The organism is Streptomyces ruber, assembly GCF_014648075.1.
Classification (GTDB): domain Bacteria; phylum Actinomycetota; class Actinomycetes; order Streptomycetales; family Streptomycetaceae; genus Streptomyces; species Streptomyces ruber.
In genome coordinates, this window is record NZ_BMQK01000022.1 from 34,882 (window position 1) to 52,712 (window position 17,831).

A 17,831-nucleotide genomic window follows, 5' to 3' on the forward strand; every position below is an offset into this window, starting at 1 on the left:
TCACCTATCGAAGATCACCGATCAGCGGTTACCGATCAGTGGTTACCGGTTACTGGTTACCGGTCGAAGTCCAGCTCCACCTCCTCCGTGGCCGGGTGCGACTGGCAGGCCAGTACATAGCCGGCTCCGAGCTCCTCCGGTTCCAGTGCGTAGTTCCGGTCCATCCGTACCTCGCCCGACACCAGGAAGGCCCGGCAGGTCCCGCACACTCCGCCCTTGCAGGCGTAGGGCGCGTCGGGACGGTTGCGCAGCACTGTGTCCAGCAGGGACTCGCGCTCCCGCACGGGCCAGGTTCCGCCACGGCCGTCGAGACGGACGGTGACCGTGCTGTGTGCGGGAGCGGTCGTGGCGGTGGGGGCGGCGGAGGCCGGCGCCGTTGCGGCGTCGACGTGGAAGATCTCCTCGTGGATCCGGGCGCGGGGCACCCCGAGGCCGCGCAGCGCCCGCTCCGCTTCCTGCACCAGGCCGAACGGCCCGCACAGGAACCACCCCGCCACCCGCCGCACGGGCAGCAACGCCGGGAGCAGTCCGGTCAGCCGCTCCCTGTCGAGCCTTCCGGACGGCAGGCCCGCCTGTTGCTCCTCCCGCGAGAGCGCCGTGACCAGCTGCAACCGCTCCGGGAAACGGTCCTTGAGGTCGGCGACCTCCTCCAGGAACATCGTCGACGCCGAGGTCCGGTCGCTGCGTATCAGACAGAACCGGGCTGTCGGCTCCCGCTCCAGCAGGGTCGTCACGATCGACAGCACGGGAGTGATTCCGCTCCCGCCCACCACCGCCGCGTACAGCCCTGGCGCGGGCTCCAGGGTGAAGCGCCCCGCGGGCGTCATCACCTCCACCTCGTCGCCGACGGCGATCTCCTTCAGCGCGTACGTGGAGAACGCGCCGCCCTCGACCAGCCGCACCCCGACCCGGAGCGTCCGCGGGCCCTCGGTGCCGGGCGCCGGAGCCGGGGAGCAGATCGAGTAGGTGCGGCGGACGTCGGTGCCGTCGGCGGTGCGGCGCAGTGCCAGGTGCTGGCCGGGGGTGTGCCGGTACTCCTCGCGCAGACCGGGCGGCACCGCGAAGGTGAGTGCCACGGAGTCGTCCGTCGGGCGGTCGACCGCGGCCACCCGGAGCGTGTGGAAGCGGGCCATCACAGCTCCTTGAAGTGGTCGAACGGCTCACGGCAGGACAGGCATCGCCGCAGCGCCTTGCACGCGGTGGACGAGAAACGGCTGAGCAGCTCGGTGTCGGCCGACCCGCACCGAGGGCACCGCAGCGGCTCCGTGTCCGGAGCTCCGGTGATCGTCCGGGTCGGGCCGAGTGTCAGCGGTACCGGTGCCGGCGCCGGAGCCCGGGTCGCACGTGGTGGTGCTATGCCGGACTCACGCAGCTTGCGCCGTCCCTCGGGCGAGATGTCGTCCGTCGACCAGGCGGGCGTGAGCACCGTGTGGACGGAGATCTCCCGCACGCCATGCTCCCGCAGGACGCGCTCTATGTCGGAGGACATGGCCTCCACGGCGGGACATCCCGTGTACGTCGGTGTCAGCTCGACCTCCACCGACCCCGCCGAGCCGACGTGCACCGCACGCAGCACGCCCAGCTCCTCCAGGGTGAGCACGGGCAGCTCGGGGTCGGGTACGGAGCCGGCCAGCCGGAGCAGCTCCGCCTCCGACAGGGTCGGCGGGGTCGGCGGGGTCGGCGGGGTCGGCGAGGGCGATGGAGTCGATGGAGTCGATGGGGGCGATGGAGTCGATGGGGTCGTGGGGGTCACCATGACGCCCCCGGGTGGCTGCGGTGCAGGTGCTGCATCTCGGCGAGCATCCGCCCGAAGGGCTCGGTGTGGACGCCCTGGCGCCCGGCACCCGCCGTCCACGCTCCGGTCCGTGGCCCTTCGGGGACCGTCAGGGTGGCCCGACCGAGCACCTGCCCCACGGACTCCTCCCAGGCGGTCCGCAGCTCTTCCCGGTCGACCCCGTCCAGGCCGTCCACCGGCTGGAACATCTCCCCGGTGAAACGCCACAGCGCCGCGCACGCCCGGTCCATCCGCTGATGACTCTCGTCCGTCCCGTCACCGAGGCGCAGCGTCCATTGCTCGGCGTGGTCCTGGTGGTACGCGACCTCCTTGACGGCCTTGGCCGCCAGTCCGGCGAACCGGGTCTTCCCGGCGGCCAGTTGCCCGTAGAGCAGCCGCTGGTACGTGGAGAAGTACAGCTGGCGGGCGATGGTGTGGGCGAAGTCGCCGTTCGGCTGTTCCACGAGCTGGAGGTTGCGGAAGGCGCGCTCCTCGCGCAGATACGCCAACTCGTCCTCGTCGCCGGCCATGGACAGCAGCACTCTGGCCTGGCCGAGGAGATCCAGCGCGATGTTGGCGAGGGCGACCTCCTCCTCGAGGACGGGAGCGTGGCCCGCCCACTCCCCCAGCCGGTGGGAGAGCACCAGGGCGTCGTCACCGAGGGCGAGGGCTGCCAGGGGGGCGGTGGTGGCCGTCACAGGTGCCGCACCCCCTCCGGGATCTCGTAGAACGTCGGGTGCCGGTACGGCTTGTCGGCGGCCGGTTCGAAGAAGGGGTCCTTCTCGTCCGGCGAGGACGCCGTGATGGCGGCGGACGGGACGACCCACAGGGAGACGCCCTCGCCGCGGCGGGTGTACAGGTCGCGCGCGTTGCGCAGGGCCAGCTCGGCGTCCGGGGCGTGCAGGCTGCCGGCGTGGGTGTGCGAGAGGCCGCGCCGGGAGCGTACGAAGACCTCCCACAGGGGCCAGTCGGTGTCCGTCATGCTCGCCTCACTCCCGTCTCGCCGGTGTGTGCGGTCCCGGTGCGCCCGGCTGCCGTGTCCCCGGCTGAGGTCTCCCCGGCTGAGGTGGTCTCGGCTCCGTTGTGCTTGGTCGCGTACGCCGCGGCCGCCTCCCGCACCCAGGCGCCCTCCTCGTGGGCGCGCCTGCGGCGGCTCATCCGCTGTTCGTTGCAGGGGCCGTTGCCCTTGAGGACCTGCTTGAACTCCGACCAGTCGATGGGGCCGAAGTCGTAGTGCCCCCGCTCCTCGTTCCACCTCAACTCCGGATCGGGGAGCGTGAGGCCCAGCGACTCGGCCTGGGGGACGCATATGTCCACGAAGCGCTGGCGCAGCTCGTCGTTCGAGTGGCGCTTGATCTTCCAGGCCATCGACTGTGCGGAGTGCTGTGACTCGTCGTCGGGCGGACCGAACATCATCAGGGACGGCCACCACCAGCGGTCCACCGCGTCCTGCGCCATGGCGTGCTGTTCGGGGGTGCCGCGGCTCAGGGTGAGCAGAAGCTCGTACCCCTGGCGCTGGTGGAAGGACTCCTCCTTGCAGATGCGGACCATCGCGCGTGCGTACGGGCCGTACGAGCAGCGGCACAGCGGGACCTGGTTGGTGATCGCGGCGCCGTCCACCAACCAGCCGATCGCACCGACGTCCGCCCAGGTCAGGGTGGGGTAGTTGAAGATCGAGGAGTATTTCTGGCGGCCGCTGTGCAGTTTGTCGAGGAGCTCTTCGCGGCTGGTGCCGAGGGTTTCGGCCGCGCTGTACAGGTACAGCCCGTGGCCCGCCTCGTCCTGGACCTTGGCCATCAGGATCGCCTTGCGGCGCAGGGACGGCGCGCGCGTGATCCAGTTGGCCTCCGGCTGCATACCGATGATCTCGGAGTGCGCGTGCTGTGCGATCTGCCGGACCAGCGTGGAGCGGTAGGCGTCGGGCATCCAGTCGCGGGGCTCGATGCGCTCGTCGGCCGCGACGGCGGCGTCGAAGGCCGTCTCGTACGCGGACGCGAGCACATCCTCGTCCGACCGGCCGTCCGTCCGGTCGTCCTCCCGCGTCCGGGCCGTCCGGTGCGCTGTTGTCGCCATCGGTCCCCCTTGACCTCTCGCTCCCGACCGATCGTTCGGTCCGCTCTGTGTCCATGGTGAGTGGACGCGCCGTAAGGTGTCAACCGCTGTGGATAACTCCCGTCGACCCGTGTGAGCGGTGTGTTGAAACGACCGCTGTGTCCACAGATGCTGCGCGGGCGGTCACGTCTGAGTACCGTTCCGATGCGAACACCGCGGCGCGGTCGGGCGAACGTACATATGTGCGGAGGGGCTGCGCGGCCGTCAGGGACGGGCCGGGCACGACCCGGACTCGGTGAGAAGCCAAGCGACCGGACATCGGGGATCGGGGCGGAATGAACGCGCACGACAAGGGCTCGGACGCCTCGCGGGGCCCGGACGCCGCGTCCGTGACCAACGCGTCTGGCGGCTCCACCTCCGGCAGGTCACCGGCCCCGGAGCCGGGTGCTCCCGGCATATGTGGCCCCGCGACCCGCTCGCCCGACGGCCACGCCTCGGCGCAATCCCCGACATCGCACGACCGAGCGGCAGACGACCGAGCGGCAGATGATCGACCGGCCGACGCGCCATCGCCGAGCGTCCCGACGGCCACCGAACGATCAGCCGACGGTCCGGCCTCCGACGCCCTGCCGCCAGTCGACGGTCCGGCCCCTGGCGTCCCGTCATCACCAGCCGACCATCCGACCCCCAGCACCTCTCCGAACACCGACGTCCCGGCAATGGACATCCCGGTAATCGACGTCCCGGCCTCCGACGCCCCGTCCCCCCGCGGAACACCGCCGGTCGGCGATGCCTCCGTCGCCGGGAACGGCGGCATCGCCCGGCTCTCCCTTCCCTCCCAGATCCTTGCCGTGTTCGCGCTGGCGGTGGTCGTGGTGGTGGCCTGTGTACATCTCGGGATGGTGTTCCTGCACGTCGCGCCCCCGAACACGATCACCAAGCAGCACGGCCGGGCGGTCGACGCATGGATCTACCCGGAGTTCGAGCAGAACTGGAAGCTCTTCGCGCCGAACCCGCTGCAGCAGAACATCGCGGTGGAGGCACGCGCCGAGGTGTACACCGCGGACGGCGGCGTCCGCACGACCGGCTGGTACGACCTGTCGGCGCTGGACGGCCAGGCCATAGAGGGCAACCTGCTGCCGAGCCACACCCAGCAGAACCAGCTGCGCCGCGCCTTGGACTTCTACGTCGCCTCGCACGACGAGAAGAACCGGTCGACGGGTTTGCGCGGCGACCTGTCCGAGCAGTACCTGCGCCGCGTCGTCGTCATGCGTCTCGAGCGGGAGGACGCCCCGGGGCGGGGCGGGACCGTCGAACGTGTCCAGGTGCGCTCCCGTACCACCCCTGTGCCGCCGCCGGAGTGGAGCGAGGAGAAGGTGCCCGACAGGCCCCTCATACGTGAGCTGCCCTGGTGGACGGTGACCGAGGACGACCGGACGGGGGAGGGCACGTGAGGGCGGGCCGGTTCGCCGCCGCGATCGGCCGCGGCATCGCCCGTGTCACGGACCGTCCGCTGGCGTCGTACCAGACGGCCGTCGTCCGTATCGGGTTCGCGGGGACCTGGCTGTTGTTCCTGCTGCGCGAGTTCCCGCACCGGCACGAGATGTACGGGCCCGACGGACCCTGGAGCTGGGACCTCGCCCAGCAGCTCATCGCGGGGAACGGCGCCTTCAGCGTCCTGATGTGGTCGGACAGCCGGACCTGGTTCGAGACCGTCTACGCACTCGCCGTGCTGTCCAGCGTCCTGTTGCTCCTGGGCTGGCGCACCCGCACCATGAGCGTGCTCTTCATGGTCGGCGTCCTCTCGCTGCAGAACCGCAGCGTCTTCATGGGGGACGGCGGGGACAACGTCGTCCACCTGATGGCGATCTACCTCGTCTTCACGCGCTGCGGCCTGGTCTGGTCCCTGGACGCGCGCCGGGCACGGCGCTCGCGTGCGGCACGCGCGCGTGGGGAGCGGGCCTCACCGGACAGAGCGGGACCCGCCCTGTGGGCCGTGCTCGGTTTCGCGCTGCTCCTCGTGTCGCTCGCCGGCTGGCTGAGTGCCTGGTGGGCGGGCTTCTTCTGGAGCCTGTGGGCCATACAGGGACTGTGGTGGTCCGTCGGGCGCCGGGCACCCGGTCATGAACTCCGGTCGCTGCTCGATCTGATCGCCGACGTCGCCCACAACGCGGCTCTCCTGGTGATCATGGCCGAGACGTGTCTGATCTACGCCACGGCGGGCTGGTACAAGATCCAGGGCTCGCGCTGGCAGGACGGCACCGCGGTCCACTACCCCCTGCACCTCGACTACTTCTCGCCCTGGCCGGCCCTGTCCGAGCTGCTGGCGGCCAACGGCATCCTGGTGATGCTGGTGACGTACGGAACGGTGATCGTGCAGGTCGCGTTCCCGTTCACGCTCTTCAACCGGCGCGTCAAGAACGTCCTGCTGGCGGTGATGATGATCGAGCACGCCGCGATCGCCGTCGTCCTGGGGCTGCCGTTCTTCTCGCTCGCGATGATCGCCGCCGACGCGGTGTTCCTGCCGACGTCCTTCCTCGGCAGGCTGGGCGCGGGGGCGGCCCGCGCGCGGGAGAGACTGTTCCGGCGCCGTGACCGGAGGGACGTCGGCAAGGGCGAGGACAGGGGGGTGTCCTGGCCGGGGGCGCGGCGGCCCGGGGCCCCCGGGCCGGCCGAGCCCGCGCACGTAGGCTTCGCACATGAACGATCCGGTACGTGACTGGCGCAGGCTCGCCGGTACCGCCGTCCTGCTCGACGGCTTCCACGCCCTCAAGCACGCGGTGCGCTTCGGGGCCGAGGTGCCGCTGGCCGTCACGACCGACCGGCGGGCGGCGCTCGCCCTCGCCGACGAACTCGCCCCGGACGTGCGGGACACGCTCGACGGACTGCTGACGGAAGTCCCGGAGACCGCGTACGCGACGCTGGTGCCGCGCCCGCATCCCACCGCCGTCGCCGCCCTCGCGGTCCGCCCCTCCAGGGAGGCCGGTCTGCGGACACTGGCGCGCACGCCGCGCACCGCACCCGTGGTCGTCCTCGACAACCCGCGCAACCTCGGCAACGCCGGAGCCGTGATCCGGCTCGCGGCGGGCTTCGGGGCGACCGGGGTGGTCACCACCGGAACGCTCGACCCCTGGCACCCCACCGTCGTACGGGGCGGGGCGGGCCTGCACTTCGCGACCACCGTGGAGCGGCTGGGCGTGGACGAGCTGCCGCCGGGGCCGGTCTTCGCGCTGGATCCGGAGGGTGCCGACATCCGCGGGGTGGAGATCCCGGACGGCGCCGTGCTCGCCTTCGGCTCCGAGCGCAGCGGGCTGTCCGCGGAACTCCGGGACCGCACCGACCACCTGGTGTCGCTGCCGATGCGCCCCCAGGTCTCCAGCTACAACCTCGCCACCAGCGTGGCCATGACGCTGTTCCACTGGAGCGCCGTCGGGGGCGCACCGCTCGCCTCCTAGGCCTGCCGGCGCACCTCGACCACCCGGAAGCGGTTCGCCACGAACGCTCCGTCGCACAGGGCCGCGTTGGCCGCCGGGTTGCCGCCCGAGCCGTGGAAATCCGAGAACGCGGCCGTCTGGTTGACGTAGACCCCGCCCGTGAGGTTCAGGGAGAGCTGGGCCGCCTCCTCCAGGCACACCTCCTCGACGTCCCGCTCGACGTCCTGCGAGGTGGTGTACGCGGCGACCGTCATCGCGCCCTTCTCGCGGATCGTCCGCCGCAGCAGGTCCGCCGCGTCGGCCGCCGAGTCCACCGCGACGGCGAACGAGACCGGCCCGAAGCACTCGCTCATGTAGGCGGCCTCGTCGTCCGGCTTCGCGCCGTCGAGTTTGACGATCACCGGGGTGCGCACGACCGCCTCCGGGAAGTCGGGGTGGGCGATCTCCCGGGAGGCGAAGGCGACCTCGCCGAGCCCCGCCGCGGCCTCCAGACGTGCCTTGACGTCCGGGTTCACGATCGCGCCGAGCAGGGCGTTCGCGCGCGTGTCGTCCCCGAGCAGGGCGTCCACCGCCTTCGCGAGGCCGGCGACGACCTCGTCGTACGTCTTGGGGCCCTCGTTCGTGGTGATGCCGTCGCGGGGGATCAGCAGGTTCTGCGGGGTGGTGCACATCTGGCCGCTGTACAGGGACAGCGAGAAGGCCAGGTTGGCGAGCATGCCCCGGTAGTCGTCGGTCGACTCCACGAGCACCGTGTTGACGCCGGCCTTCTCCGTGTACACCTGCGCCTGGCGGGCGTTCGCCTCCAGCCAGTCGCCGAAGGCGGTCGAGCCCGTGTAGTCGATGATCCGGATCTCCGGGCGCACGGCGAGCGTCCTGGCGATGCCCTCACCGGGCCGCTCGGCGGCCAGCGCCACCAGGTTCGGGTCGAAGCCCGCCTCGGTGAGCACCTCGCGCGCGATGCGCACGGTGAGCGCGAGCGGCAGTACCGCGCGCGGGTGGGGCTTCACCAGCACCGCGTTCCCGGTGGCCAGGGAGGCGAAGAGGCCCGGGTAGCCGTTCCACGTGGGGAAGGTATTGCAGCCGATGAGCAGGGCGATACCGCGGGGGACGGGCTTGAACTCCTTGGTCAGCACCAGCGGGTCGCGCTTGCCCTGAGGCTTGGTCCACTCGGCGGTGGCGGGGGTGCGGACCTGCTCGAAGTAGGCGTACGCCACCGCCTCGAGACCGCGGTCCTGCGCGTGCGGGCCGCCCGCCTGGAACGCCATCAGGTACGCCTGGCCGCTGGTGTGCATGACCGCGTGCGCGAGCTCGTGCGTACGGTCGCCGATCCGCCCGAGGATCTCCAGGCAGACCGCGGCGCGCAGCTCCGGGCCCGCGTCGCGCCACGCGGCCTGTCCCGCGCGCATGGCGGGGAGCAGCACGTCGACGTCCGCGTGCGGGTACGTGACGCCCAGCTCGATGCCGTACGGCGACACCTCGCCGCCGACCCAGTCGTCCGTGCCCGGCTGGCCGAGGTCGAGACGGGTGCCCAGGAGGGCGTCGAAGGCCGCCTTGCCGTCCGCGACGCTCAGGCTGCCGTTCTCGCCGTACGCCTTGGCGTGCTCGGGGTGCGGGGACCAGTACGCGCGCGTGCGGACGGCTTCCAGGGCCTGGTCGAGGGTGGGCCGGTGGGTGGCGATGAGTTCGTGGTCGGTGAGTTCGGTGGTGGCCATACGGACCAACTCCTCGTCTCATGAGCTCTCCGTCGAACTCATGACTGGGCGGAAACCGGGACGGGAACGGGCGACGGGGTTAGAGTAACCGAACGATCGGTCGGTACAAGGGGGTCCGCCGCATCTGTGGACAATGTCGTGCGGGAGGATCGCGCACATGACAGCACTCGACCTCAGCAGCCCCGTTGCCGTCGTCGGCACGGGCACCATGGGCCAGGGCATCGCCCAGGTCGCGCTGGTCGCGGGAAACCCCGTACGGCTGTACGACGCCGTTCCCGGCCGCGCGCGTGAGGCGGCCGAGGCGATCGGGGCCCGCCTCGACCGGCTCGTCGAGAAGGAGCGGCTCACCGGCGCCGACCGGGACGCGGCACGGGCCCGGCTGCACCCCGCCGACGGCCTCGCCGAACTCGCGGACTGCGGCATCGTCGTCGAGGCGGTGCTCGAGCGTCTCGACGTGAAGCAGGAGCTCTTCCGCGAGCTGGAGGACGTCGTCGCCGAGGACTGCCTGCTCGCCACCAACACCTCGTCCCTGTCCGTCACGGCCATCGGCGGCGTCCTGCGCCACCCGGGCCGGTTCGTCGGGCTCCACTTCTTCAACCCGGCACCGCTGCTGCCGCTCGTCGAGGTGGTCTCCGGGTTCGCGACCGACGTCACCTCGGCCACGCGCGCGTACGAGACGGCCCGTGCCTGGGGCAAGGCCCCGGTGGCCTGTGCGGACACGCCCGGGTTCATCGTCAACCGCATCGCACGGCCGTTCTACGCCGAGGCCTTCGCGGTGTACGAGGCGCAGGCCGCCGACCCGGCCACCATCGACGCGGTGCTGCGGGAGTCGGGCGGCTTCCGGATGGGCGCCTTCGAACTGACCGACCTGATCGGGCAGGACGTCAACGAGGCGGTCACCCACTCAGTGTGGGAGGCGTTCTTCCGGGACGTGCGCTTCGCGCCCTCGCTGGCACAGCGGCGGCTCGTCGAGTCCGGCCGCCACGGCCGCAAGACCGGCCGGGGCTGGTACGACCACGCGGACGGCGCCGAGCGCCCCGAGCCGAACACCGCGGAGGCGGCCCAGGCACCCGCGTACGTCGTCGCCGAGGGCGATCTGGGCCCGGCCTCCGAGGTGCTCGCGCTGATCCGTGAGGCGGGCATCCCCGTCCGCGAGGAGGACGAGGACCACGGCACGCGTCTCGTGCTGCCGAGCGGTGGCCAGCTGGTCCTCGCCGACGGGCAGACCTCGGTGGAGTTCCGGGACGTCGTCTACTTCGACCTGGCGCTCGACTACCGCAGGGCCGGCCGCATCGCCCTGTCCGCCTCCCAGGACACCTCACCGCGCACCCTCTCCGAGGCCGTCGGGCTGTTCCAGGCGCTCGGCAAGGACGTCAGCGTCATCGGTGACGTGCCCGGCATGATCGTGGCCCGCACGGTGGCCCGCATTATTGACCTCGCGCACGACGCCGTCGCCAAGGGCGTGGCCACCGAGGAGGACGTAGACACGGCCATGTGCCTGGGCGTCAGCTACCCCCTCGGGCCGTTCGAGTGGAGCCGGAAGCTCGGCCGGGGCTGGGCGTACGACCTACTGGACGAACTGCACCTGCGCGACCCGTCGGGGCGCTACGCGCCGTCCCTCGCGCTCTACCGCCACGCGTACGCCTCCGAGAAGCGGGAGGGCACCGCATGACCACCGCCAAGCGCGACACGTACACCCCGGAGACACTGCTCTCCGTCGCCGTCCGGGTCTTCAACGAACGCGGCTACGACGGCACGTCCATGGAGCACCTCTCCAAGGCCGCCGGAATCTCGAAGTCGTCGATCTACCACCATGTCGCGGGCAAGGAGGAGTTGCTGCGCCGCGCCGTCAGCAGAGCGCTCGACGGGCTCTTCGGAATTCTGGACGAGGAGCACGCGCGCGTGGGGCGCGCCGTGGAGCGCCTGGAGTACGTGGTGCGGCGCATGGTCGAGGTGCTGACCGCCGAACTGCCCTACGTGACACTGCTGCTGCGGGTCCGGGGCAACACCGGCACCGAACGGTGGGCGCTAGAGCGGCGGCGCGAGTTCGACCACCGGGTCGCCGAGCTGCTGCAGGCCGCGGCCGACGACGGGGACGTGCGCGCCGACGTGGAGGTACGGCTCGCCACCCGGCTGGTCTTCGGAATGATCAACTCGATCGTCGAGTGGTACCGGCCGGACGGGCGGGGCATGGGCGAGCGGGAGGTCGCCGACGCCGTCGTCCGGCTGGTGTCCGGGGGGCTGCGCGCGGAGCGCTGAGACGGAGGAGGAACGTACCCGCTCATCCCTGGCGGCCGGGAGTCTCGCCCGGCCGGCCCTCGGGCTCCAGGTCCTCCTCCTCGAAGACCAGCAGTGTGCGTGTGCTGAGCACTTCGGGAATGGCCTGGAGTCTGGTGAGCACCAGCTCGCGCAGTGCTCTGTTGTCCGGGGTGTGCACCAGCAGCAGCACGTCGAAGTCGCCGCCCACCAGGGCGATGTGGGAGGCCCCCGGCAGCACCCTCAGCCGCTCGCGGACCGTGCGCCAGGAATTCTGGACAATCTTCAGGGTGATGTACGCGGAGGTGCCTTGACCCGCGCGCTCATGGTCGACACGGGCGCCGAACCCGCGGATCACGCCGTCCTCGACGAGGCGGTTGATCCGCGCGTAGGCGTTGGCGCGCGAGACATGGACGCGCTCGGCGACGGACCGTATCGAGGCGCGGCCGTCCCCCTGGAGTATCTGCAGGATGTCCCGGTCGATCGCGTCCAGCGGGCGCGGGGGCGGCAGGGGCGGGACGGGCTCCGGTGACTCGGCCATTTGTTCAGGTGTCATGTCCCCCCGCCTCCCTACCATGGACGTACTGCGTCCATCACAGGCTGTGGAGAACCGTTTGTCCACAGCCTGACAGTGCCTGTAGCCAAAATGTGCCGACGACCGAACAATCGGTAGGGAGGCGCATCGCATCCGGCGCGCCAGACGAAGCCGCTCCCACGAGGAGGTGCCGTCATGACGGTCACGGAGCAGCGGGGGGCCCACCGGCCCGCGCCGCCGTCCGCCTGGCAGCCCCGTACGGACCCCGCGCCGCTCCTGCCCGACGCGCGCCCGTACCGCGTCCTGGGCACCGACGCGGCCGCCGAGGCGGATCCCGCCCTGCTGCGCCGGCTGTACGCGGAGCTGGTGCGCGGCCGCCGCTACAACGCGCAGGCGACCGCCCTGACCAAGCAGGGCCGGCTCGCCGTCTACCCCTCCAGCACCGGCCAGGAGGCCTGCGAGGTGGCCGCCGCGCTCGCGCTCGCGGAGCAGGACTGGCTCTTCCCGAGCTACCGCGACACGCTCGCCGTCGTGGCGCGCGGCGTGGACCCGGTCGAGGCCCTCACCCTCCTGCGCGGCGACTGGCACACCGGCTACGACCCGTACGAGCACCGCGTCGCGCCGCTCAGCACACCGCTCGCGACCCAGTTGCCGCACGCCGTCGGGCTCGCGCACGCCGCGCGGCTGAAGGGCGACGACGTGGTCGCGCTCGCGCTCGTCGGCGACGGCGGCACCAGTGAGGGCGACTTCCACGAGGCGCTGAACTTCGCGGCCGTGTGGCGCGCCCCGGTCGTCTTCCTCGTCCAGAACAACGGCTTCGCGATCTCCGTCCCGCTGGACAAGCAGACCGCCGCCCCCTCCCTGGCCCACAAGGCCGTCGGCTACGGGATGCCGGGCCGCCTGGTGGACGGCAACGACGCGGCCGCCGTGCATCAGGTCCTGACCGAGGCGCTGGCCCACGCGCGCGCGGGCGGCGGTCCGACGCTGATCGAGGCCGTGACCTACCGCGTCGACGCCCACACCAACGCCGACGACGCGACGCGCTACCGGGGCGACGCCGAGGTGGAGGCCTGGCGTGCGTACGACCCCGTGGCGCTCCTGGAACGGGAGCTGACCGCGCGCGGACTCCTCGACGAGGACGGGATACGGGCCGCGCGCGAGGACGCCGAGTCGATGGCCGCGGACCTGCGCGAGCGCATGCACCAGGACCCGGTGCTCGACCCCATGGACCTGTTCGCCCACGTGTACGCCGAGCCGACCCCCCAGCTCGTCGAGCAGCGGGACCAGGTACGGGCCGAGCTGGCGGCCGAGGCCGAGTCGGCGGGGGCGGGCCGATGACCACCGTCGCCGTCAAGCCCGCCACCATGGCCCAGGCCCTCACATGCGCGCTGCGCGACGCCATGGCCGCCGACCCGGCGGTCCACGTCATGGGCGAGGACGTCGGCACGCTCGGTGGTGTCTTCCGCATCACCGACGGGCTCGCCGAGGAGTTCGGCGAGGACCGCTGCGCGGACACGCCGCTCGCCGAGGCGGGCATCCTCGGCACGGCCGTCGGCATGGCGATGTACGGGCTGCGACCCGTCGTGGAGATGCAGTTCGACGCCTTCGCCTACCCGGCCTTCGAGCAACTCGTCTCGCACGTGGCGCGCATGCGCAACCGCACGCGCGGGGCGATGCCCCTGCCCATCACCGTCCGCGTTCCCTACGGGGGCGGCATCGGCGGCGTCGAGCACCACAGCGACTCGTCCGAGGCGTACTACATGGCGACTCCGGGGCTCCATGTGGTCACGCCCGCGACGGTCGCCGACGCCTACGGGCTGCTGCGCGCCGCCATCGCCTCCGACGACCCGGTCGTCTTCCTGGAGCCCAAGCGGCTGTACTGGTCCAAGGACGCCTGGAACCCCGAGGAGCCGCAGACCGTCGAGCCCATAGGGCGAGCGGTGGTGCGCCGCCGGGGCCGCAGCGCCACGCTGATCACCTACGGGCCGTCCGTCCCCGTCTGCCTGGAGGCGGCCGAGGCGGCACGGGCCGAGGGCTGGGACCTCGAGGTCGTCGACCTGCGTTCCCTGGTGCCGTTCGACGACGAGACGGTCACCGCGTCGGTGCGGCGCACCGGGCGGGCGGTGGTCGTGCACGAGTCGGGCGGGTTCGGCGGGCCGGGCGGCGAGATCGCAGCCCGGGTGACCGAGCGGTGCTTCCACCACCTGGAGGCGCCCGTCCTGCGCGTCGCCGGCTTCGACGTCCCGTATCCGCCGCCCATGCTGGAGCGGTACCACCTGCCCGGTGTGGACCGGATCCTGGACGCCGTGGGGCGCCTGCAGTGGGAGGCGGAGAGCTGATGGCCCAGGTGCTGGAGTTCCGGCTGCCCGACCTCGGCGAGGGGCTGACCGAGGCGGAGATCGTCCGCTGGCTGGTGCGGGTCGGGGACGTGGTCGACGTCGACCAGCCGGTGGTGGAGGTCGAGACGGCCAAGGCCATGGTCGAGGTGCCGTGCCCGTACGGAGGCGTGGTCACCGCGCGCTTCGGCGAGGAGGGCACGGAACTGCCGGTGGGCGCGCCCCTGCTGACGGTCGCCGTGGGCGCCCCGTCCGGCGAGGACCGGGGCGGCTCGTCCGACGGGGACGGAGGCGGCTCCGGGAACGTGCTGGTGGGCTACGGCACCGGGGCACCCCCCGCGCGGCGCAGGCGGGTGCGGCCCGCCGACGGTACGGCGGTCGCCGGGACCCTTGCGGCGCCCTCGCCCGCGGCGCCCCGGACGCCGTCCCCGGGCGCGGCCCCGGCGCGCCCCGACGGACCCGTGCCGGTCATCTCCCCGCTCGTCCGCCGCCTGGCCCGGCAGCACGGCCTGGATCTTCGGACCGTGCCGGGGTCGGGCCCCGAAGGGCTGATCCTGCGAGCCGACGTGGAGGGCGCGCTCCGCGCCGCCGCCACCCCCGCCCCGGCCCCGGCCCCCGCCGAGGCACCCGTGGTGGAGCACGGGGCGGCCGCCGCCCCCGGCACCCGCGTCCCGCTCCGCGGCGTCCGGGGTGCCGTCGCCGAGAAGCTCTCCCGCAGCCGGCGGGAGATCCCGGACGCCACCTGCTGGGTGGACGCCGACGCCACGGAGCTGCTGAACGCCCGCGCGGCCATGAACGCGGCCGACGGGCCGAAGATGTCGCTGCTGGCCGTGCTGGCCCGGATCTGCACCGCGGCGCTCACCCGGTTCCCCGAGCTCAACTCCACGGTGGACACCGAGGCACGCGAGGTGGTCCTGCTGGACGAGGTGCACCTGGGATTCGCCGCGCAGACCGGGCGCGGGCTCGTCGTCCCCGTGGTGCGGGACGCGCACACGCGGAGCGCCGAGTCCCTGACCGCCGAGTTCGCGCGGCTGACGGAGGCCGCACGGGCCGGGACGCTGACCCCCGCGCAGCTCACCGGAGGGACCTTCACGCTGAACAACTACGGCGTCTTCGGAGTCGACGGGTCCACCCCGATCGTCAACCACCCGGAGGCGGCCATGCTCGGCGTCGGCCGGATCGTCCCCAAGCCGTGGGTGCACCGCGGCGAGCTGGCCGTGCGGCAGGTCGTCCAACTCTCGCTGACCTTCGACCACCGGGTGTGCGACGGCGGCACGGCGGGAGGGTTCCTGCGGTACGTGGCGGACTGCGTCGAGCAGCCGGCGGTGCTCCTGCGTTCCCTGTGATCCCCACGGGTCGCATACTCGGGGGGTGACCACGTACGACCCTCCGGGCGGACCACGGCCCGGCACCTCCGACGTGTCCAGCCGTACCGGGCTCGCGTTCGACGCCGTCGTGCTCGCCGGGGGCGCCGCCCGGCGGCTCGGCGGCGCCGACAAGCCCGGCGTCCGCGTGGGCGGCCGGGCCCTGCTCGACCGGGTACTGGCCGCCTGTTCCGGGGCCGCGACCACGGTGGTGGTCGCCGACCCCCGGGAGACCCGGCGGCCCGTGGTCTGGGCGCGCGAGGAACCGGCCGGCGGCGGTCCGCTCGCCGCGCTGGCGGCGGGCCTGGAACACACCACCGCGCCGTACGTCGTCGTGCTCTCCGCCGATCTGCCGTTTCTCGGCCGGATGACGGTGGGGAGGCTGCTGGACGCCCTTCGAGGGAAGGAGGGCCGGGGTGACGGTCCCGACGGCGTACTGCTCAGCGACTCCGGCGGCCGTGACCAACCCCTGGTCGCCGCCTACCGGTCCGACGCCCTGCGCCGCGAACTGGCCGCGCTGGTCACCGAGTACGGCAGCCCGGCCGGACTGCCCCTGCGGCGGCTCACCGGCGCGCTGGAGCTGACCCGCGTCACCGACCCCGTCGCGTCGTTCGACTGCGACACCTGGGAGGACATCATCACCGCCCGGGCACGCATCAGGGAGCATGGTCACGTGTTGGATGAATGGATTTCCGCAGTCAAGGACGAACTGGGCATCGACCTGGACGTCGACACCGGCGTGCTGCTCGATCTCGCCCGGGACGCCGCCCACTCGGTGGCCCGCCCGGCGGCCCCGCTGACCACGTTCCTCGTGGGGTACGCCGCCGCCCGCGCCGGGGGAGGAGCGGAGGCCGTCGAGGAGGCCGCGCGCAAGGCCGCCGCCCTGGCGCTCCGCTGGGCCGACGAGGCCGCCGCCGACGCGGCTCCGGGCACGGCGCCCGAGGCCGGGGCGGCTCCCGCACCCGGCACCACCACGGACGCCGGATGACCGCCCAGGACGCCGAGGAACTGTATGTGGAGGAGGCGCTCGCCTTGGTCAACAACAGGCCCGGACCCGCCTTCTCCGCCACGGCGCAGGCCCCCGCATCCGTCTCCGGAACACCGCACGCGGCCGAGGCACCAGGCCACCGGACGACCCCCTGGCCGGAGGCACGGGCCCTCGCCGAGCGCGCCGCCCGCTCGGCCGGGCGGCGCGCCCCGGTCACCGTCGCCCTGGGCGACGCCCTCGGCGCGGTGCTCGCGGAGCCCCTCACCGCCCTCACCGACCTGCCGTCCTTCGACACCTCCGCCATGGACGGCTGGGCGGTGGCGGGTCCCGGCCCGTGGACCGTACGCGACGGGGGCGTACTGGCCGGGCACGCGGAACCGGACCGCCTCGGCGACGGCGAGGCCGCGCCCATCGCCACCGGTGCCCGCATCCCTCCGGACACCACCGCCATACTGCGCAGCGAGCACGGCCGCACCGACGCGGGGGGCAGGCTGCACGCGACCCGTGAGGTCAACCACGGGCAGGACATCCGGTCGCGCGGCCAGGAGTGCCGTGACGGCGACCAACTGCTGCCGCTCGGCACACGGATCACACCGGTGGTGCTCGGGCTCGCCGCGGCCGCCGGCTACGACACGGTGTCCGTCCTCCCCCGGCCCCGCGCCGAAGTCCTGATCCTCGGCGACGAGTTGCTCACCGAGGGTCTCCCGCACGACGGGCTGATCCGCGACGCGCTCGGCCCGATGCTGCCGTCCTGGCTGCGAGCGCTCGGCGCCGAGGTGACGGCGGTGCGCAGACTCGGGGACGACGCCGACGCCCTGCACGAGGCCCTGCGGACCTCCTCCGCCGACCTGGTCGTCACGACGGGAGGCACCGCCGCGGGCCCCGTCGACCATGTCCACCCCACGCTCGACCGCATCGGCGCCGAACTCCTGGTGGACGGTGTCAAGGTCCGCCCGGGGCACCCCATGCTCCTGGCGCGGATCGGGGAGAGCCGGCACCTCGTCGGGCTGCCCGGTAACCCTCTGGCGGCCGTCTCGGGCCTGTTCACCCTTGCCGAGCCCCTGCTGCGCATCCTCGCGGGACGCGCGGCCCCCGAACCGTACGCGCTGCCCGTGCGGGAGGCGGTGCACGGGCACCCGTACGACACACGGCTCGTCCCCGTCGTCGTGCGCGCCGACCGGGCCGTGCCGCTGCGTTACAACGGTCCCGCCATGCTGCGCGGCATCGCCGCCGCGTCGGCCCTGGCCGTCGTGCCACCCGGCGGAGCGCGCCCTGGAGAAAATGTGGAGCTGCTTCAACTACCGTGGAGCACCGCGGGTATTCAGGTGTGTTTCACGTGAAACAGAGCAGGGGAAACGGCGTGCATTCGACGGGGGAGTG

At 72.7% G+C, this 17,831-nt stretch carries 17 protein-coding genes; 10 read left to right on the forward strand and 7 right to left on the reverse strand.

Going from position 1 to position 17,831, the window contains the following annotated elements; all coding sequences use genetic code 11:
• Window positions 1-56 precede the first annotated feature (56 nt).
• From IEZ04_RS30760 to paaA, 5 genes are read right to left on the reverse strand one after another with little or no spacing between them, the layout of a single operon-like run.
• Window positions 57-1,133 carry a 2Fe-2S iron-sulfur cluster-binding protein gene (locus IEZ04_RS30760; protein ID WP_189220258.1) on the reverse strand — a complete coding sequence of 359 codons (1,077 nt, stop codon included), beginning with the start codon at window positions 1,131-1,133 and terminating at the stop codon, window positions 57-59.
• Window positions 1,133-1,756, reverse strand: a complete 624-nt coding sequence (gene paaD, locus IEZ04_RS30765; protein ID WP_189220259.1) for a 1,2-phenylacetyl-CoA epoxidase subunit PaaD — start codon at window positions 1,754-1,756, stop codon at window positions 1,133-1,135. The genes IEZ04_RS30760 and paaD overlap by 1 nt, the downstream gene beginning before the upstream one ends.
• Window positions 1,750-2,472 (reverse strand): 1,2-phenylacetyl-CoA epoxidase subunit PaaC, encoded by a 723-nt coding sequence (gene paaC / locus IEZ04_RS30770; protein ID WP_189220260.1) that lies wholly within the window; start codon window positions 2,470-2,472, stop codon window positions 1,750-1,752. Before paaC ends, paaD begins: the two co-directional genes overlap by 7 nt.
• Window positions 2,469-2,756, reverse strand: coding sequence for a 1,2-phenylacetyl-CoA epoxidase subunit PaaB (gene paaB, locus IEZ04_RS30775; RefSeq protein ID WP_189220261.1), 288 nt, complete (start codon window positions 2,754-2,756; stop codon window positions 2,469-2,471). The genes paaC and paaB overlap by 4 nt, the downstream gene beginning before the upstream one ends.
• Window positions 2,753-3,847 (reverse strand): 1,2-phenylacetyl-CoA epoxidase subunit PaaA, encoded by a 1,095-nt coding sequence (gene paaA / locus IEZ04_RS30780; RefSeq protein ID WP_229821400.1) that lies wholly within the window; start codon window positions 3,845-3,847, stop codon window positions 2,753-2,755. The genes paaB and paaA overlap by 4 nt, the downstream gene beginning before the upstream one ends.
• Window positions 3,848-4,452: 605 nt before the next feature.
• On the opposite strand from paaA, the gene IEZ04_RS30785 reads away from it, so the two are divergent.
• The 3 genes from IEZ04_RS30785 to IEZ04_RS30795 are packed head-to-tail and all read left to right on the forward strand — an operon-like array spanning window position 4,453 to window position 7,281.
• Complete coding sequence (locus IEZ04_RS30785; protein WP_308429847.1) at window positions 4,453-5,280, forward strand: DUF5819 family protein; 828 nt, start codon at window positions 4,453-4,455, stop codon at window positions 5,278-5,280.
• Entirely contained in the window at window positions 5,277-6,545 is a 1,269-nt protein-coding gene (locus IEZ04_RS30790; RefSeq protein WP_189220263.1) for an HTTM domain-containing protein, read from the forward strand. Before IEZ04_RS30785 ends, IEZ04_RS30790 begins: the two co-directional genes overlap by 4 nt.
• On the forward strand, window positions 6,526-7,281 hold the full coding sequence (locus IEZ04_RS30795) for a TrmH family RNA methyltransferase (RefSeq protein WP_189220264.1): 756 nt from the start codon (window positions 6,526-6,528) through the stop codon (window positions 7,279-7,281). Before IEZ04_RS30790 ends, IEZ04_RS30795 begins: the two co-directional genes overlap by 20 nt.
• On the opposite strand, the gene paaN is transcribed toward IEZ04_RS30795, so the two are convergent.
• A complete protein-coding gene (gene paaN, locus IEZ04_RS30800) occupies window positions 7,278-8,972 on the reverse strand; it encodes a phenylacetic acid degradation protein PaaN (protein ID WP_189220265.1) in 1,695 nt (564 codons plus the stop codon). The two genes, IEZ04_RS30795 and paaN, sit on opposite strands and share 4 nt — an antisense overlap.
• Window positions 8,973-9,129: 157 nt before the next feature.
• Here paaN and IEZ04_RS30805 point away from each other — a divergent pair, with 157 nt between their 5' ends.
• Entirely contained in the window at window positions 9,130-10,644 is a 1,515-nt protein-coding gene (locus IEZ04_RS30805) for a 3-hydroxyacyl-CoA dehydrogenase (RefSeq protein WP_189220266.1), read from the forward strand.
• Entirely contained in the window at window positions 10,641-11,231 is a 591-nt protein-coding gene (locus tag IEZ04_RS30810) for a TetR/AcrR family transcriptional regulator (protein ID WP_189220267.1), read from the forward strand. Before IEZ04_RS30805 ends, IEZ04_RS30810 begins: the two co-directional genes overlap by 4 nt.
• 22 nt (window positions 11,232-11,253) lie before the next feature.
• On the opposite strand, the gene IEZ04_RS30815 is transcribed toward IEZ04_RS30810, so the two are convergent.
• Window positions 11,254-11,769: an Lrp/AsnC family transcriptional regulator gene (locus tag IEZ04_RS30815; RefSeq protein WP_189220314.1), complete on the reverse strand. Its 516-nt coding sequence runs from the start codon at window positions 11,767-11,769 to the stop codon at window positions 11,254-11,256.
• Between the two features lie 189 nt (window positions 11,770-11,958).
• Between IEZ04_RS30815 and pdhA the strand changes: the two genes are divergently transcribed.
• From pdhA to IEZ04_RS30840, 5 genes are read left to right on the forward strand one after another with little or no spacing between them, the layout of a single operon-like run.
• Window positions 11,959-13,101, forward strand: coding sequence for a pyruvate dehydrogenase (acetyl-transferring) E1 component subunit alpha (gene pdhA / locus IEZ04_RS30820; protein WP_189220268.1), 1,143 nt, complete (start codon window positions 11,959-11,961; stop codon window positions 13,099-13,101).
• The gene (locus IEZ04_RS30825; protein ID WP_189220269.1) at window positions 13,098-14,102 is read left to right on the forward strand and encodes an alpha-ketoacid dehydrogenase subunit beta; all 1,005 of its coding nucleotides are present in this window, start codon (window positions 13,098-13,100) and stop codon (window positions 14,100-14,102) included. The genes pdhA and IEZ04_RS30825 overlap by 4 nt, the downstream gene beginning before the upstream one ends.
• Window positions 14,102-15,445 (forward strand): dihydrolipoamide acetyltransferase family protein, encoded by a 1,344-nt coding sequence (locus tag IEZ04_RS30830; protein ID WP_189220270.1) that lies wholly within the window; start codon window positions 14,102-14,104, stop codon window positions 15,443-15,445. The genes IEZ04_RS30825 and IEZ04_RS30830 overlap by 1 nt, the downstream gene beginning before the upstream one ends.
• Window positions 15,446-15,470: 25 nt before the next feature.
• The gene (locus tag IEZ04_RS30835; RefSeq protein WP_189220271.1) at window positions 15,471-16,451 is read left to right on the forward strand and encodes an NTP transferase domain-containing protein; all 981 of its coding nucleotides are present in this window, start codon (window positions 15,471-15,473) and stop codon (window positions 16,449-16,451) included.
• Complete coding sequence (locus IEZ04_RS30840; RefSeq protein WP_189220272.1) at window positions 16,448-17,791, forward strand: molybdopterin molybdotransferase MoeA; 1,344 nt, start codon at window positions 16,448-16,450, stop codon at window positions 17,789-17,791. The genes IEZ04_RS30835 and IEZ04_RS30840 overlap by 4 nt, the downstream gene beginning before the upstream one ends.
• Window positions 17,792-17,831 lie beyond the last annotated feature (40 nt).

What these genes read in the sequence shown, in the direction of transcription:
- IEZ04_RS30760 (WP_189220258.1), bottom strand. Translation starts at nt 1,133, where the DNA reads ATGGCCCGCTTCCACACGCTCCGGGTGGCCGCGGTCGACCGCCCGACG.
- paaD (WP_189220259.1), bottom strand. Translation starts at nt 1,756, where the DNA reads ATGGTGACCCCCACGACCCCATCGACTCCATCGCCCCCATCGACTCCA.
- paaB (WP_189220261.1), bottom strand. Translation starts at nt 2,756, where the DNA reads ATGACGGACACCGACTGGCCCCTGTGGGAGGTCTTCGTACGCTCCCGG.
- paaA (WP_229821400.1), bottom strand. Translation starts at nt 3,847, where the DNA reads ATGGCGACAACAGCGCACCGGACGGCCCGGACGCGGGAGGACGACCGG.
- IEZ04_RS30795 (WP_189220264.1), top strand. Translation starts at nt 6,526, where the DNA reads ATGAACGATCCGGTACGTGACTGGCGCAGGCTCGCCGGTACCGCCGTC.
- paaN (WP_189220265.1), bottom strand. Translation starts at nt 8,972, where the DNA reads ATGGCCACCACCGAACTCACCGACCACGAACTCATCGCCACCCACCGG.
- IEZ04_RS30805 (WP_189220266.1), top strand. Translation starts at nt 9,130, where the DNA reads ATGACAGCACTCGACCTCAGCAGCCCCGTTGCCGTCGTCGGCACGGGC.
- IEZ04_RS30810 (WP_189220267.1), top strand. Translation starts at nt 10,641, where the DNA reads ATGACCACCGCCAAGCGCGACACGTACACCCCGGAGACACTGCTCTCC.
- IEZ04_RS30815 (WP_189220314.1), bottom strand. Translation starts at nt 11,769, where the DNA reads ATGGCCGAGTCACCGGAGCCCGTCCCGCCCCTGCCGCCCCCGCGCCCG.
- pdhA (WP_189220268.1), top strand. Translation starts at nt 11,959, where the DNA reads ATGACGGTCACGGAGCAGCGGGGGGCCCACCGGCCCGCGCCGCCGTCC.
- IEZ04_RS30825 (WP_189220269.1), top strand. Translation starts at nt 13,098, where the DNA reads ATGACCACCGTCGCCGTCAAGCCCGCCACCATGGCCCAGGCCCTCACA.
- IEZ04_RS30830 (WP_189220270.1), top strand. Translation starts at nt 14,102, where the DNA reads ATGGCCCAGGTGCTGGAGTTCCGGCTGCCCGACCTCGGCGAGGGGCTG.
- IEZ04_RS30840 (WP_189220272.1), top strand. Translation starts at nt 16,448, where the DNA reads ATGACCGCCCAGGACGCCGAGGAACTGTATGTGGAGGAGGCGCTCGCC.